Consider the following 17,051-nt stretch of genomic DNA (forward strand, 5'->3'; position numbering starts at 1 on the left):
TAAAATCAGATTTTTTTGCTATTGAAATCTAAAAACTTTTTTATTTTGTTTTTTTTCTTGTTTTTATATAACTTGGCACGTTTTATGCTATTTATTAAGTAAATAAAAGCATACTGGAGGCAAGAAAATGGCTAATGTTTCATCAAAAGATTTAGACGTTGTTAGGATTCATCTTAATGAAATAAAAGGAATTCCTCTTCTTACAAATGACGAAGAAACTCAGCTTGCTACAAAAGCTGCTGCTGGAGACAAAGCTGCAAGAGATAAACTTTTAACTTCCAATATGCGCTTTGTTATAAAAATTGCTTCACAGTATTTGAACAAAGGTCTTGAATACGAAGATTTGATAAGTGAAGGCTATCTTGGACTTATGAAGGCGCTCGATCATTTTGATGTAAGCAAAGGCTACCATTTTATATCTTATGCTGTCTGGTGGATTCGTCAGAGCATAATGAAAGCTATTGTTGATTTTGGCCGTCCGATTCGTCTTCCTGTAAATAAAGATGCTGAGCTTACTGAAATAAAAAGAGCGTGCCACAGCGTAAATCCGCATGGAAAAAAATCAGAGGAAGAAGAACTTGAAGAAGTTGCGCTCAAACTTGGAATGACAAAGCATCACATAAGAGAGATGCTTAATATTTCACAGGAAATGATAAGCTTGGATTCTCCTGTTGGAGGCGACTCTGATACTGCGCTTGTTGATACTGTTGCTGCTGGAACTTTTACGCCGGAAGATGCAGCCATCAATGCTTCTTTGAAAACAGAAATTGACAAAGCTTTCGTTGGTTTGGATAAAAAATCAGTTGAAGTTCTTAATATGCGCTATGGGCTTAATGGTCAGGGCGAAAGAACATTAAAAGAAGTCGGTGAAAAAATGAATCTTTCAAGAGAACGTGTCCGCCAGATTGAAAAACACGCGATTGCAAAAATTCGTGCAAACAAAATCTGCGATATTTCTCTTAAGGATTATGTTGCTTAAGCTGGCATAAAGCGTCGTATCGTGCGGTCTTAAGAATTTCTTTATCACGGCTTAAGTCAGCTATGTTCAATGCAAAATATCCTGACTGGGCTGTTCCAAAGACTTCTCCAGGACCGCGCAATTTTAAATCTTCTTCTGCAATGAAAAATCCATCGTTGCTTTGATGCAGTGCCTTTAACCGTGAGATTCCAGTTTCCGTGATGTTCTTGCTGTAAGTTAAAAAACAATATGACTGGAATTTTCCGCGCCCGACTCTTCCGCGCAACTGATGAAGCTCCGCAAGCCCAAAACGTTCAGCGTGTTCAATTGCGATGCAGGTTGCGTTTGGAACATCGACTCCGACTTCTACAACTGTTGTTGCAACAAGAACTTGAATGTTTCCTCTTGAAAAATTTTTTAGTATTTCGGCTTGCTGTTCATCGTCAGTTTTTCCGTGGATAAGCGCGCATTTGAAATTCGGATAAACTTCTTTTGAAAGAAAATCGAACATTTCTTCTGCGGATTTTAATGAGGCTTTGTCAGTTTGCTCTGCCTGCGGATTTTCTGCGATTCTTGGGTAAACAAAATATGCCTGATGCCCTGCGTTCAGTTCCTTTCTTATGGCTTCGTAGACGTTGCGTTCATTTCCGAAAACTGTAAGATAAGTTTTTACAGGAAGCCTTCCTTTTGGCATGGTTTTTATTACGCTTATGTCAAGGTCGCCGAATGCAGTTAGCGCCAATGTCTGCGGAATCGGTGTTGCGCTCATCATTAAAAGGTCTGGTGAATGCGCCATGTGCTTGAATGAAATTCTTCCTTTTGAAATTATCGATTCTCTTTGTGTTACTCCGAATTTATGTTGCTCGTCTATTACCGCAAGCTGAAGATTTTTATATTGTGTGTTTCTGCTGAAAAGCGCGTGAGTTCCAATTACAATGTCAATGTTTCCGTCTCTAAGAGCATTTAAAAGAGGCTGCCTGCCAGAAGCTTTTAAATTTCCGGTGAGAAACGCTGTTCTTATTCCGGCTGGCTCTAAAAGTCTTGCGGCGTTTTCTGCGTGCTGGCGGGCAAGAAGTTCTGTGGGAGCAAGAATTGCGCATTGTCCGCCGTAGTCAATTGTACGTGCGCAGACAAAAAAAGACACAAGGGTTTTTCCAGAGCCCACATCTCCTTGCAAAAGCCGCTGCATGGAAAATGGAGGCTTTGAAAGTTTGTGCGGAGTGTTCAGCATTGTGTTGCATTCCGTCTGGCTTTTATCAATATCGCGGTTCATTTCTAAAATTGAATTCATCTGGTCCAATGTAAGCTCAAAATTCAGGCTGCTGAAAATTTGCTTTTGGCGCGGCGAAAGGCTTTTTTGAAATTCACCTTCTATCTGCTCAAGCCCTGTTTCTGAATCTGGCGTAGAAAAATATGGATATGCTTCTGGAATAAAATCTTGCGAAGGCAAAATTCCGCGGTGCATAAGAGCGCGTTCGAGCATTTTGTATTCAAAAAGATAAAGCTCTTCGTAAATTAAAGTTTTTCTAGCTTCCTGCACCTGAATTAAATTTTGCGGCTTGTGAACAAAAAGAATCGCTTCGCTTTTATTTAAAAGATTCCGCTCTTTTATGATTTGCTCTGGAATCTCGTTGCTTATGTTTTTTGCGTATTGCTTTAATGCCTGCGCCACGGTTTTTCTGTAGACTTTTTGAGTGAGACCTTCTGTAAGCGGATAAATTGGAATTACTGCGCTGTCTGGAACAGGAACGCTTTCAAAATCCTCTAAATTTCCGTTGAATGAAATTCTTGTCGCCTCAAAAGATGAAGACTGAAGCTCGTTGTATTTTGTTTCAAATTTTCCAGTTACGGCGATGATGCTTCCTTCTGGCAGTGATTTTGCAAGAAAGTCTCGGTTGAATGCAACAAGCCAAGCGTTTGCGCTTCCATCGGTTATTGCAATTTTCAAGGTTTTCATTTTTCCATAGCCAAACCACTGGTGAGCCGTTACTTTGCATATTGTGTGGACTTTTGGAAAATTTGCATAATCTCTTAGCTGAATCCGTTTTGTTCTGTCTTCGTAGTCGCGTGGAAAAACAGAAAGTAAATCGGCTACTGTGAAAATATTCAGATTGGCGAATTTTTTTGCCGCTGCAGGACCTACGCCGGAAAGTGTTTCTACAGCGGCTCCAAGTTCAGAAAGAATCATTTACAAAATTATTGATAAAATAAACGCAAGAAAAATTCTTAATGCAAACTGCAAAACTAAAAGAGCGATTATTGAAATTATTAATGCAGCTTTGTAAGTTATGCGCCTGCCCATCGCGAATGTTCTTGCGATTCTATAGACAATCGGCGAAATTGAACTGTCAATTTGATTTGCCATGAATCCGCTTGTGTTGTAAAAATCCTTGTTTATCATTATCAGAATGAGCCTTATTGCAAAAAGAATTATAATAAAGAAAATAAGCGATGACAGAATTGAAAAAAATATTCCAAGAATCATTGCCAATATCATCTGTAGGTTAATGTAGCCTCCGTTTGCAAGACTGGAAAAAAGCTGCGAGCCTGCGCCTAGAATGCACAACGCAAGCGCAGGGCTAAAGTCAAAACTTCCGAACTTAAGCCATTTTATTCCGCGGAAAAGATTCATGTATGGATCGCATATTTGAGCCAGAATGTCTGCCGGTTTGCTGTATGAATAGTTTGGAATCCAAGTGATTATTATGCGCAAAAGGCATAAAAGAGAATATAGCGATAAAAAAGCTGAAATTATTCTTAAAATAAACATGGCGTAAAAACCTCCTGTGCCATTATTCAGTCCAGACTTCCTGAACTCCGGAAATGTCTTTTAGGCTGTCTATATATTCCTTTGTGTTTGGAACTGTCAGCTGAGTGTTTGCCTTTACGACATAAGTTTTTCCGTCTATTTCTATATGAAAATATACTAACAAAGTTCCCGTTCCGCCAAACAAAATATCTCTAAGCTGCGCAATTTCTTTTACGGAAGAAAAACCTTGCTCAAGCTGAATGTGGACGCTTGAAATTGCCTTTTGCTGCAATGTTGCAATGTCTTCAATTGTTTCTACAAGAAAACTTGGAACTTCCCGTGAGCCGTCAACTTTACCCTTAAACGCATAAACTTTTTCGGCTTCAATCTGGCTTGAATATTTTTCCCAAACAGTAGGAAAGAATGTTACGTCAATAATTCCTTTGTAGTCGGCAAGTTTTGCAAACGCCATCTGCTTGCCTTTTTTAGTCATTATGATTTTCAAATCCTGAAGCATTCCAATTGCAATGTATGTTTTGCCGGAATTTCTTGACTGCCAAGATGATCTTCCGCTTGCTTCCAAAGACGCTTTTTCCGCCTTGTCTATTTTTGCCCAGCGTTCGATATTTTCGCTGTTGCAGGTTGCGCAGGTTTCTATTGCAGTTTTATAGTCGTCCAAAGGATGCCCGGAAACAAAGCAGCCTATGAGTTCTTTTTCCATACTAAGACGTTCCATTTTGGGAAGGTCTTCGCATTCTTCAAACTTAAAGTCTTCAAATTCTTTTATTCCGGCATCTTCAAAAAGGCTTGCCTGTCCGTATTCCTTGGAAGCATTTTTTTTGTCTTCGTATTCAATTACGCGTTCAAAGTTCATGGTAAGAGTTGCGCGGTTTTGCCCCAAGTTGTCAAATGCGCCAGTTTTTATAAGAACTTCTATGGCTTTTTTGTTTACGTCCTTGTTGCTTAGCCGTTCAATGAAATCCACAAAAGACTTGTAAGGTCCGTTTTCCTCGCGCTCTTCAACAATAGCTCTTGCAGCTCCTTCGCCCATTCCTTTTATTCCCTTGAGACCGAACACAATATGACCGTCGATAACATCAAAGATTGAGTCGGAGCGGTTTACGTCCGGCGGATCAACTGGAATTCCCATTTTGCGCGCTTCTTCAATGTATTCTGGCAGCGTGTCTGTGGAAGTGATTTCGTTGGTTAAGTTTGCCGCCATAAATTCAGCTTTTTTGTGGGTTTTAAGCCAGCCTGTTCTGTATGCAAGAACTGTGTAAGCCGCCGCATGGGACTTGTTGAATCCGTAGCCAGCAAACGGCACCATAATGTCAAAAATTTCATCGGCATGCTCTTTTGTGTAGCCTTGTTTTATTGCGCCTTCTTCAAATTCAACTTTTTTGCCCATGAGGACTTCAAGTTTCTTTTTTCCCATGGCACGTCTAAGCATATCTGCGCCGCCAAGAGAAAAGCCTGCAATCTTCTGCGCAACCTGCATAACTTGTTCCTGATAAACCATAACGCCGTAAGTTTCCTTTAGAATTCCTTCAAGGCATGGATCTGGATAGTGAACGGTTTCAGGCTTCCATTTGCCTTCAATGTATTGCGGAATGTAGTCAAGCGGACCTGGGCGGTAAAGCGCGTTCAAGGCTACAAGTTCTTCTACGCATCTTGGCTGGCACTGGCGCAATATTTTCTGCATTCCCGGGGATTCAAACTGGAAGATAGCAACAGAGTCTCCGCGGCAGAATAAGTCGAATGTCTCGGAATCTGTTTCGCTTACGTTTTCTGTCTTGAATTCCGGCTCGTCTGGCTTTTTATGCTTGTTGATTATGTTTTCGGCATAGCGGATTAAAGAAAGCGTCTTAAGTCCAAGGTAGTCGAATTTTACAAGTCCGCACGGCTCGATTATGTCCATTGTGTACTGAACCGCAACTTCGCCTGTCTTTGGATCTTTGAAAACTGGCGCCCAGTCGGGAAGGGCTGTAAGTCCGATTACCATTCCAGAAGCGTGAAGTCCTGTGTTTCTGATTAAGCCTTCAAGTTTTTTGCAAAGAGCAATCCAGCGGTCAAAAGTTTTTTTATCAAGTCCGATTGTCGCCTCTGGATTTTCGCTGACTGGAATAAGCTGTCCGCCGTCTGGAAATTTGTCTGTGGGCGGCTCAAGCGCGTTTTTCAGTTTTGCCTTTGGATTGTCTGGAATGCAGGCTTTTACTTTTGTAACAATCGAAAGCGGAATGTTCAGGATTCGTCCAACGTCAGCAAGGCAGTTTTTAGGCTTTAATGTTCCAAACGTTACAATGTGGCCGACCTGCGGCTCTCCGTAAGTTTCTCTTGTATGCTGAATGATGTTCTGCCTAAAATCGAAGTCCATGTCTATATCAAAATCCGGCATGGAAACGCGCTCTGGATTTAAGAAACGCTCAAAAATCAACTTGAACCTGAACGGATCAATGTCTGTTATAGTCATGCAGTACGCGACAAGAGAACCTGCTCCTGAACCGCGTCCCGGACCAATCGGAATGCCGTGTTCTTTTGCCCAGTTTATAAATTCCCAAACAATCAGAAAGTAGCCAGAAAATCCCATCTTAAAGATAATTCCAAGCTCGTATTCGCACCGCCGCCTAATTGCCTGAGTAATTTCCGGGTAGCGCACTCTAAGACCTTTTTCTACAAGGCATCTCACATAGTCGTCCTGATTTTCCGTGTAGTCTTCGTGCTTTTGAAATTCGATTGGAAGAGAAAACCGCGGAAGACAGCCTTTTAGTTCAGGGGTTGTGTACTGATGAATTGTAAGGTTGCACATATTGGCGATTTTTATAGTGTTCGCCATTGCTTCCGGGTAGTTCGGAAAAAGAATTGACATTTCCTGTTCTGTCTTTAAATACCATTCTTTTCTTCCGCCGCCCATTGTCTGATGTGGCTCGTCCAAAAGCTTCTTGAATCCAATGCACCTTAAAGCGTCCTGGGCTTCTGCGTCGTCCTTGTTGCAGTAATGAACATCGTTTGTAAGAACAAGCGGAATGTCTAGGTCTTTGGAAAGTTTTATGAGCTTGACAGCAACTTCTTTTTGCTCGTCTAGCCCGTGGTCTTGAATTTCTATGTAGTAGCGGTCTGGTCCGAAAAGCTCCTTGTATTTTTTTGCAACCCGGTATGCGTCTTCATCTCTTCCGTTTAAAAGAAGCTGCGGAAGTTCTCCCTGAATGCACGCGCTTAGGCAGATAAGTCCTTCGTGGTATTTTTTTAGAAGTTCAAAGTCTATTCTTGGTTTTCCGTAGTAAAGCCCTTCTGTGTATGCGATTGAAGAAAGCCATGACATATTTTTGTAGCCAGTCTGATTTTCGCACAAAAGAATAAGATGAAAGTAGTGGCTGTTTTTTCCGTTGCGCCCGAACGGAACATCATTGTGCTCTGTGTGGCTTCCCCAGGCAACATAAAATTCTTCACCTACAATCGGATTTATTCCGTTTACGTGGCAGAGCTTTTCAAAGTTGAGCGAGCCGAACATATTTCCGTGGTCAGTAAGAGCCAGCGCCGGCATATTAAGTTCTTTCGCCCTTGCAACAAGAGTGTCAATCTTGCTTGCACCGTCCAGAATTGAATAGTCTGAGTGGACGTGAAGGTGAACAAAATTGCTAACCGGAGTTCCTTCCGGGGCGTCAGGAAATTTATGATAGTCAGCCAAGCCAAGCTCCTTGCAACGAATAGTTTTTTAGATGAAGTCATTCTAATGGAAAAACCCTCTTTTTGCTAGGTGAAGTTTTGCGATGGCAAGAATATGACTGTTTGACGGAAGCGTTTTTCTGTAGTATATTGAAACAAAGGAAATGCCCGATTTCCATCGGTCGTCTCCACTAAATAGTTGCTATAAAGCCGCTGCAAGTGATTCGGACTTGGCGGCTTTACTTTTTAACTCTTCTTATATATGTAAAGTTTAAAAAGTTGGTGTCATTATCCGGCTTGATTGGATAATCTCCTGCACAGGTAATATGAAAAGTACGTTAATAGCACTGCCTTTTGATGGTCGAAAGGGATGCATATTGGAATTCAATACAGTGTGCTTCGTAAAAATGGCTTTTCATTGTGCATTTCGTTTTTAGGTGGTAAAATGATGCATTATGAAAGCAGTAATAAAACAATTAAAACTTTTTGCCGTGTTTGCGGTAATGTCGCTTGCACTCTCAAGCAATGGGCATTCACAAAACATTGGTTCTGACTTTGTGAGAATACAGGCTGTTACCCTTACAAGGGATTTCTATATGTGCGACCACGAGGTAACGCAAAAAGAATATCAAGACATAATGGGAACAAACCCAAGCAAATTCAAAACTAATCCGGACAAAGGCGAAATTCAGGAAAATCGCCCTGTAGAGCGGGTAAGCTGGTTTGACGCAATTGAATACTGCAACAAGCGTTCTATAAAAGAAGGACTTACGCCTTGCTACAAAGCCAACGACAGCACAGACACAAGCAAATGGGGCATAGAGCCTACAGCAGACACGAGTAAATGGGGTATAAAACCCACAATGACAATCAGAAAAGAAGGTTACATTTTTAACCAATCAACCTGGTTTGAAGTTGAGTGCGACTGGAACGCGAACGGATACCGCCTGCCAACGAATCTGGAGTGGGAATATGCCGCAAGTGCAGGAAACAGTTTAGATAAAGATGTTTACAGCGGAACAGATGATGAGTCAAAACTTGGTGATTACGCCTGGTACATCCGCAACAGCCGCAACAAGACTCACGAAGTAAAAAAGAAGAAGCCGAATGCTTTTGGTCTTTATGACATGAGTGGCAATGTGGAGGAATGGTGCTGGGGAAACGAGGGTGGTGATTATGTTAGCGGCCTTCATGGCGGGTACTGGGGCGTTAAGAATGGAAGATACTGGCATGTTGGGAATGGAAAGGACGGTATTATAACTTGGCAAAGCACGAATCCTAGCTGGACAGTTCCTGAACAGTTTTATGTTCTATCTGTAGACTATTGCTTGCCATATAAATACGCGACCGCCTGCTTTGGCTTCCGTGTAGTGCGTACAGACACAACAACTGTTACAGAGGCGCATAAGAGGCAGGTGGCAAATCAAAAAGAAGCAGAGAAAAAAGTTCACGAGGAAGAACAGATGCCGCAATCTAGGACAGTTTCTATGGACGAAATAAGATTGAATACGGCAAAAAGTTATCTCTTAAACGGAATTCCTCCGAAAAAAGTCGCAAAGATAATGGGGATGGAGCTTTCTCAAGTTAAAGAGCTTCAAAAATCTATTAAAAAATAGCTGCTTAATTGTCATTCCCGTGCTGCGACACGGAAATCTATACAAGGAGATTTCGATGAAAAAGACTTTTAAAATTGCCGCTCTCTCAACTTTGATTATGGGCTTTTTTGCGAGCCGGTTGCCGGCAAAAGATATTAGTACATATATAAATAACGCATATAAAGAGATTGTAGAAAATCAGATTTACACTGAAAAGCAGGCGGATTCCTTATGGTGGAAAACGAACCAGAGGGAAATGATTTTGATTCCTATCGAGGAATACGATGATCTTGGCGACAGCTTTTATGAATCAAAACTGTGGAAAGATGATTCCCTTTATATTACAAGATTGCTTGTTGATTATCCTTCAGCCACTGCTAGCTATCTGCATCAAATACATATGCGGAGAGATGAGTGCCTTAGAAATGTCAGGGAGGTTTGGCTTAGTCCACAAGTTGACGCTTGGGCTTTTATAGATGAATTGCAGGACGAATTCGTTGAAGAGGAATATAAAGCAGGAAATAAGGACGACTTTATAAAATACAAAGATAAATTATGGTTTAGCGGTGGCATGATGAATGGTTCCTGCACTATCTACGTGCCTGAAAGCGAATTGCCTAAAGGTCTTTTAAGCTACAGTTCAAAGCCTTTGTCGCCTGTATATTTTGTGAAAGTCTATTCCGGCGATGTGTACGAGGCGTTCAAGAAAGGGGATTCCGTCGCAAGGGAGTGGTGTCCCGGTCACGTCTACACTGGAAAAGCATATACAGCAAGCCGCATGAAGCAACACATGACATGCCAGCAGAAAAACGAGTGGTATTACTCGTGCAAATGGTGCGGAAAGTGCGAGTATAATCCAAACCACACATTCTCGGACGGCGTTGGTAAGTCTCCTGTGCACGACTTTGCACGGTTTGACATTTCAGACAAGAACTTTGCAGGCACAAACAAGCAGGGAGAAAAAGTCTACTATCTTTCATGCAGATGGTGCGGCATTAACAAGCGCGATTCTGACCTGTCTGATTTTACATACGAGTATTTTCGCTATAATACAGGCCACAAGGATACCCCGGAAGCTAGAGCGGCATATAATATGTACATGGAACAGAAGAAGAAAGACTGGAAGAAAGGCGGCACGAGCTACGAACAGGCACTGGATGTTTCAACAAAAGTCAATTTAAATCCGTGGTCTTTTGCAGTTCCAAAAAGCAATGATGTAAAGGCAAAGATAAGCGAAAATGCTCAAGACGGAGTTTACTGGGCAGCCCGAAACGGCTTGGTGGACGAATCTGTTTTAGGCGATGACTTTACAAAGCCACTTACACGTTTGCAGGCCAGCGCAATTGCGGTAGCTCTTGCAGAAAAACTTTCGGGAAAATCAGTTTCATCTGCAAAGTCAAAGACTTATTCCGACACAAAAAGCAAATACGCGCTCAAGGCGGCAGGGGCTGGAATTTACGGCGGAGCTTTGGAAGGCAAATTTAACCCGGACGGCACAGTTGACCGAGAGCAGCTTGCAACTTTTTTTTATCAGGCTTTAATGTACGCAAAGAAAAATAAAAATGTCCGATACTCGCCTTATGAGTCAAGGCTCTCCCGCTATTCCGACAGCGAAAGCATTTCAGACTGGGCAAAAGAAGCAGTGGCGTTTATGGACGCTTTTGGACTTATTGAAGGTGAAACAAGCACAAAATTCTTACCGGAAGAAACTTTGACAATTGAGCAGGCGTTGGCAATAGCAAACAATAGCCTTGACGCTCCGAATATCGGCTGGTATCAGAGCGGCCCGTCAGATACTGACAAGCTTGAACTTAAACATTCTACAAATGACTTTCAAGTGCAAAACTGCGGGGTGGCAACCCAGCTTGAATACCGCTATTATGAACGCTTTTGGCGGCCATATGCCATACCAGAACTTCCGGCTGCGGCTTCAGTATTGGAAAGATTTGCTGTCTTAGACCCTTATACGAACGAGCGGCTCTATGTGCGGAAAATGAACTTTTTTGCAGTCAAGGCGGAATAGTTTTGCATCCTAATGATAGGGTTTCATTGTGCATTTCTTTTTAAAGTGGTAGAATGGCGCATTATGGAAAAGAATTTGTGCGTGCTTTTGAAGTCGCTTGGCTCTAAAGAAACTGATTATAAGATTGTGGCGGAAGACGGAATTTCTTCCCCAAATAATACTGATGCTTGTATAGAAGGTCTTGCTTTTGACAGCCGGGATGTAAAAGAAAACTATTTGTTTTTCGCTTTGCCTGGAACTCATACAACCGGAAATAAATTTATAGCACAGGCGGTGTCTTGCGGGGCTAGCGCAGTTATTTTTCAGGATGAAATTACGCAGGAAGAGCAGTCGCAAATAAAGGCGGCTTTGGCTTCCTCTTCAAAAAATGTTGTGTTTGTAAAAGTTCCTTCAGCAAGGTTTGCAATGTCGCCTGTAAGCTCGTGTTTTTATGACAATCCTTCTTCAAAGCTTGTTGTCTACGGAGTTACAGGAACGGAAGGAAAGTCTTCCACTGTTTCGTTTATATGGCAACTTTTGCGTCTGAACGGAATCAAGGCGGGTTTTATTTCCACAGTGCAATATTCACTTGGAGGAGACGCTATAGACAATCCACAGCACCAGACAACGCCGGAAGCTCCCATTGTGCAGCGTGAGCTTTATGAGATGGTTTGCAACGGATGTACTCACGCCGTTGTGGAATCTTCAAGCCACGGATTGAGCAAAAAACTTAACAGGCTTGGCGATGTTCTTTTTGACTGCGCTGTTTTTATGAATGTTACGCTTGAGCATTTGGAATTCCACGGAACCTACGAGCAGTACAAAAGCGACAAGGCTAACTTATTCCGTTCATTGGATTTGCATAATCACGAAAAAACAATCGCCGGCGTTGCAACAAAAGTTCCTGCGTTTGGAGTTGTTAATTTGGAAGATCCTGCGGCGTCTTATTTTGCTTCCTGCACCAAGCACAAAACCATAGGATTCACTACGGAAGGAAAGGCAGGCAAGCAGGCGGCTTTGGGACTTTCATCTCCTCCGCTTCCAGAAATTCCAAAAGACATGCCTTATTTTTCGTGCAGGAATATAGCTTCGGCAAGATTCGGGCTTGCATTCAGCATTCACCGTTTTGAAACCCACGATTCACTCAACAATGAAAATTCTGTTGTCCATGTAAAGGCTTCTGTTCCAGGAGCGTTCAATGCGTACAATATAACGGCTGCGATTTTAGCTGTGCATGGAACAACTGGAATTTCAATAGAAAAACTTGCTTTGTGCGCGCAAAAGCTTACGAGCGTAAAAGGCCGCATGACTGTAATTGACGAAGGTCAGCCTTTTGAAGTGATTGTGGATTATGCCCACACGCCTTCTAGTTTTGAGACAATTTTTCCGCCTGTAAAGAACCGAGCTATGGGCAAGATGATTTGCGTGTTTGGCTCTGGCGGTGAACGCGACACAACAAAACGTCCTCTTCAAGGTGAAATTGCCGCACGTTTCTGCGACATTGTGATTCTTACAGATGAAGATCCGCGCAAAGAAGACAGAATGAAAATTATTGAACAGATTGCTTTGGGGGCAAGAAAAGAAGGCAAAAAAGACAATGTGGATTTGTTCCTTGTTCCAGACCGTCCGCAGGCAATCAGAAAAGCATTCGGCATGGCAAAGGAAAACGACATTGTTCTTCTGCTTGGAAAAAGCCATGAAAATTCTATAATTTACGCCGACAATGCTATAAAATACGATGAAATTTCAGAAGCAAAAAAAGCTTTAAAAGAAATGGGGTTTGCAAAATGAATGTAGTTTTAATATACGGTGGAAAATCTGGCGAGCATGAAATTTCGCTTTTGTCATGCGCCTCGGTAATTAGAAACATCAGCGCAAATCACAACGTTTCTCTCATTTCAATTTCCAAAGGCGGAAAATGGTATCTTGAAGATAATTCAGTTTTTGAGGAAGTAAGAGGCAACCCGGAAGCTGCTCTTTGTGTGCACGAAGATGACAGCCGCGAAGTTAAAGTTTCGTTTGGGCGCGGAAAAGACAACGTGTTTTTTGCCTGCGGAAACTACATTCCGTGCGATATTGTGTTCCCGATTCTGCATGGAACTTATGGCGAGGACGGAACTGTTCAAGGCGTATTTGAAATGGCTGGCGTTCCGTTTGTTGGCTGCGGAGTTTTGGCTTCAAGCGCGGCAATGGACAAGGAAACTACAAAAATTCTTTTGAAGAACGAAGGAATTCCCGTTGTTCCGTATATGTGCCTTTCAAGAAGCCAGATAAATTCAAGCTCCCTTTATGACAAGCTGATTGAAGAGGCGATTGAAAAACTTGAGTTTCCGCTTTTTGTAAAGCCATGCGCCGCAGGTTCAAGTGACGGAGCAAGCCTTGCCCGGAACAAAAAAGAGCTTTCGTTTGCGCTCATGGAAGCGTTCAGCTGGGACAACAAAGTTCTTATTGAAAAAGCGATTGACGCTCGCGAAGTTGAATGCTCTGTAACTGGAAATTCTGTAACGGCAACTTCAGAATCTGACTGCACGCTTTTAAAAGCTTACGGCCCGGGAGAAATTGTTCCAAAGCATGATTTTTATGACTACGATGCAAAATACAACGACCCGGACGGAGCTGAACTAAAAATTCCAGCTCTTCTTTCAGATGACAAGCTTGAGTTCATAAGGGAAACCGCAAAAAAAGCGTATTCCGCAATAAACGCTTCGGGCTTGAGCCGCGTGGATTTTTTTGTGGACCGCAAGACTGGCGAAATTTACCTGAACGAAATAAACACAATTCCGGGCTTTACAAAAATCAGTATGTTCCCCAAAATGTGCGCCGCAGATGGTTTGGAATATTCTGAGCTTATTGATTATCTTCTTAAAGAAGGAATTGAAAATTTCAAGGCAAAACAGAACCTTTGCACTTCAAGATAGAAACGTAAAATTGGGAGGAGAAAAATGCCACATATTTATCCGCATGGATGCTATTTTAATTCGCTTGATGAAATAAAGGGCAAGAAAATTACAATAATGGGGCTTGGACTTAACGGCGGCGGAGAAGCTTGTGTCCGCTTTTTTTTAAGGCACGGAGCTTTTGTTACCGTTACTGACATGAAGACTGCCGAGCAGCTTGCGCCAACTCTTGAATCTCTTGCAAAAGACAGATTTCTTGACAAGTCCAAACTTCGCTTTGTTTTAGGCGGACACAAGATTGAAGATTTTTCAAATGCGGACTGCGTTATAAAAAATCCCGGCGTAAAAATTGAAGGCAATCAGTTCCTTGCGGCCGCAAAAGCAATTGAAACAGACATCAGCATTTTTTTGCGCTTTACAAAAGCTCCTATAATTGCAGTTACAGGAAGCAAGGGAAAATCCAGTACAGTTAGCGCGCTCTCTTATGGACTGAATCAGGCAGGCTTTAAATGCTTCTTGGGCGGAAATATCACCGTAAGCCCGCTTTCTTTCCTTGAAAAAACAGACGGAACTACTCCTGTTGTGCTTGAGCTTTCTAGCTGGCAGCTTGCGGATTTGCGCGGAAGAAAACTTTTAAAGCCGAAGATTTCTATAATTACAAAGATTGTTCCAGACCACCAGAACTGGTATGGCGACATGGACAGCTACGTGGAAGATAAAAAGCTGATTTTTGCTGACCAAGATAAGAATGACTTTGCAATTCTTGATTTTGACGAAGACAACTACCTTAAAGAAACAGCTTCCCCAAAAAGAGGCTGTCGTTGCTGGGGCGATTTATTTGCAAGCGAAACAAAAGCCAAAGTTCTTAGGTACAGCAAGGCTCTTTTGCCAAAGGGAATTTTTGGAGCTTACTTGGAAAAAAGCGGTTCTTCCTACAAAGGAGTTGCGCGTGTTCCTTGCGAATTTGTAAAACCAAGTCTAAAGGAAAAGTCGGTTCTTGAAGAAGTTGTAATGGAAAGTCTGCAAGTTCCGGGTGAGCACATGAGAGCCAATGTTCTGAATGCCAGTCTTGCGATGTACCTTATGGGAGTTGCTCCGGCTCAGATTTGCACCGTGATGGGGCAGTGGAAAGGGATTCCTCACCGTCTTGAAAAATTCTACGACTGGAAAAGCCCTTCTGACGGACGCAAGGTTGTCTTTTATAACGACAGCTGCTCAACAGTTCCAGAAGCGTGCGCGGCGGCAAGCCAGTCATTTGATCAGCGAGTTGTTCTTATTGCCGGCGGAACAGACAAAGGACTGGACTTTCTTCCGCTTGCAAGATGCCTTGACCCTGAAAACAACACAAAGTTTCCGCCTTATGAAATTTACTTGCTTTCCGGCACTGGAACAGACAAACTTGTTTCTATGCTTGATGAGCGCGGCGTAAAATACGAAGGTCCGTTTGATTCCTTGCAGATTCTTCTTGATGTTCTTAAAACCTGCCTCATGTCTGAAAACGCAAGCCGCAACTACGGTGAAGTTTTTTCTGATACCTGGCTGCCTGTTGTTTTTTCTCCGGGCGCAACCTCATTCGGAATGTTCTCCAACGAATTTGACCGCGGCGACAAGTTCAAGTCCCTTGTAAAGTCAATATTTCAAGAATAAAACTGTTAAAAACTAAAGGAATACTTCCTAAGAGCCACAGAGATACTTCCTAAGGGGCTGAGGAATACTTCCTAAGACCCTTAGGAATACTCACTTCAGGTCTTAGGGATATTCACTTAGGGCTTTAGGAATACTTACTTCAGGTCTTAGAAAGTATTGTTTCAATATTGAAATAATTCTATGAATTATAGTGAAGAAATATTATTTTATTGATTTTTTTGTAAATATAAAGGAGAAGTTGATATGATTTTAAATATACGAGAAAAGTGCGATACTCTAGATTGACGGATCTGGAGGGCCGGTGGAAGGCAGATCATTTTTGAGAACAAAATAGTTCGAGGAGAAGTTATTGTCGAAGCCAGCCACCGTATAACAAAAGGCGGCTTGGAGTCTAGCTCCAAGACCGCGCATAGGAGAACGGTGATTCAACGCACTCGTATAGCTCTCCAGTCCTCATTTTATACTAAAGGAGGACGCTATGGAAGCGGCAGGAAGATTTGTTGGAATCGATTTGGGAAAAAGGACATATGAAATGTGCCTTGTTGACCGGAAAGGAAAGATTACAAGGACGAACGGCAAAACGGATTTCAAGGGGCTCGACAAGCTTTGCGAGAAATTAAGCGCCGAAGATCTGGTTGCCATAGAAGCCTGTAATCTTGCCATGAGAATCGAACGGCAGATACGGCAGACAGTAGGATGCAAGGTGCTCGTGCTGAATCCTGGGAAACTTGCAATCATTTATATGAGCACAAGGAAAACTGACAAGGAAGATTCCCTGAAGCTTGCGAAACTTTTGAAGAATCATGACGAGGACGAGCTTCCTATAGTGACGCCGCCTACAGATGAGGAATGGGAGAGAAGAAAGCTTCTGAGCGAGTACAAGTCGCTTAAAGGAATGAGGACGAAAGAGATAAACAAACTTCATGCAATATTTGAGCATGCAGGATACACTCAGTTCAAGCGGAAAGATATGTGCTGCGAGAAGAACAGGGCCAATATTCTTCCGTTGCTCAAAGGTTATGAAAAAGAAGAGGCTGAAAGACTTGTCGAAAGGTTGACGCTTCTTGAAAGACAGATAGGGCTGCTTGTGCAGAAAATAAATGCAGAGGTTGAGAGTGATGAAAAAGCGCAGCTTGCAATGACAGTGCCGGGCATTGGTCCGATAACTGCCCTTGCATATGTAGCTTACATGGGTGATTTGAGCAGATTTGACAATCCGCATCAGGTAAGCAATTTTATAGGCTTCGTACCTAAAGTTGATAATTCCTGTACGATTAGACATTCTGGTCGGACCACAAAGAATGGAAATGCTCTTTTAAGGTCGATGCTGGTTCAGGCAGCCTGGGGTGCAGTCAGGTCAAAGGACGGTGGGGCTTTAAGAGACAAATATAAATATATGTCGCAGACAAAAGGAATAGGCAAAGGCAAATCCATTGTCACGACGGCAAGAAAACTTGGTGAACTGCTTTATATGCTTTTGAAAACGAACACGGAATATAAACCGCAGAAGTTTATTCTTCCAGAAGTTCAGATTTCAAAA

Annotated in this window: 10 protein-coding genes; 7 read left to right on the top strand and 3 right to left on the bottom strand. The window is 42.4% G+C overall.

Going from position 1 to position 17,051, the window contains the following annotated elements; all coding sequences use genetic code 11:
• Positions 1-127 precede the first annotated feature (127 nt).
• Positions 128-979: a sigma-70 family RNA polymerase sigma factor gene (locus tag B3209_RS06095; RefSeq protein ID WP_296664178.1), complete on the top strand. Its 852-nt coding sequence runs from the start codon at positions 128-130 to the stop codon at positions 977-979.
• On the opposite strand, the gene recG is transcribed toward B3209_RS06095, so the two are convergent.
• Genes recG through dnaE form a run of 3 tightly spaced genes read right to left on the bottom strand, consistent with a single transcriptional unit; the run spans position 960 to position 7,392 of the window.
• Complete coding sequence (gene recG, locus B3209_RS06100) at positions 960-3,146, bottom strand: ATP-dependent DNA helicase RecG (RefSeq protein ID WP_296690168.1); 2,187 nt, start codon at positions 3,144-3,146, stop codon at positions 960-962. The genes B3209_RS06095 and recG overlap by 20 nt on opposite strands.
• Positions 3,147-3,728 (bottom strand): YggT family protein, encoded by a 582-nt coding sequence (locus tag B3209_RS06105; RefSeq protein WP_296664176.1) that lies wholly within the window; start codon positions 3,726-3,728, stop codon positions 3,147-3,149.
• 22 nt (positions 3,729-3,750) lie between these two features.
• Positions 3,751-7,392 (bottom strand): DNA polymerase III subunit alpha, encoded by a 3,642-nt coding sequence (gene dnaE / locus B3209_RS06110; protein WP_296690170.1) that lies wholly within the window; start codon positions 7,390-7,392, stop codon positions 3,751-3,753.
• Positions 7,393-7,825: 433 nt separating this feature from the next.
• On the opposite strand from dnaE, the gene B3209_RS06115 reads away from it, so the two are divergent.
• From B3209_RS06115 to B3209_RS06140, 6 genes are all read left to right on the top strand, one after another.
• Complete coding sequence (locus tag B3209_RS06115; RefSeq protein WP_296690174.1) at positions 7,826-8,986, top strand: formylglycine-generating enzyme family protein; 1,161 nt, start codon at positions 7,826-7,828, stop codon at positions 8,984-8,986.
• Between the two features lie 55 nt (positions 8,987-9,041).
• The gene (locus tag B3209_RS06120) at positions 9,042-10,988 is read left to right on the top strand and encodes an S-layer homology domain-containing protein (protein WP_296690176.1); all 1,947 of its coding nucleotides are present in this window, start codon (positions 9,042-9,044) and stop codon (positions 10,986-10,988) included.
• Between the two features lie 63 nt (positions 10,989-11,051).
• Positions 11,052-12,758, top strand: a complete 1,707-nt coding sequence (locus B3209_RS06125) for a Mur ligase family protein (RefSeq protein ID WP_296663572.1) — start codon at positions 11,052-11,054, stop codon at positions 12,756-12,758.
• Positions 12,755-13,885, top strand: a complete 1,131-nt coding sequence (locus B3209_RS06130) for a D-alanine--D-alanine ligase family protein (RefSeq protein ID WP_296663575.1) — start codon at positions 12,755-12,757, stop codon at positions 13,883-13,885. Before B3209_RS06125 ends, B3209_RS06130 begins: the two co-directional genes overlap by 4 nt.
• A gap of 24 nt (positions 13,886-13,909) precedes the next feature.
• Entirely contained in the window at positions 13,910-15,511 is a 1,602-nt protein-coding gene (gene murD / locus B3209_RS06135) for a UDP-N-acetylmuramoyl-L-alanine--D-glutamate ligase (protein WP_296663578.1), read from the top strand.
• A 478-nt stretch (positions 15,512-15,989) separates the two neighbouring features.
• Positions 15,990-17,051 (top strand): IS110 family transposase (locus B3209_RS06140; RefSeq protein WP_296690178.1); only part of this gene is annotated, 1,062 nt, incomplete at its 3' end.

It is taken from the genome of Treponema sp. UBA6852 (assembly GCA_002449305.1).
Taxonomy (GTDB): Bacteria; Spirochaetota; Spirochaetia; order Treponematales; family Treponemataceae; genus Treponema_D.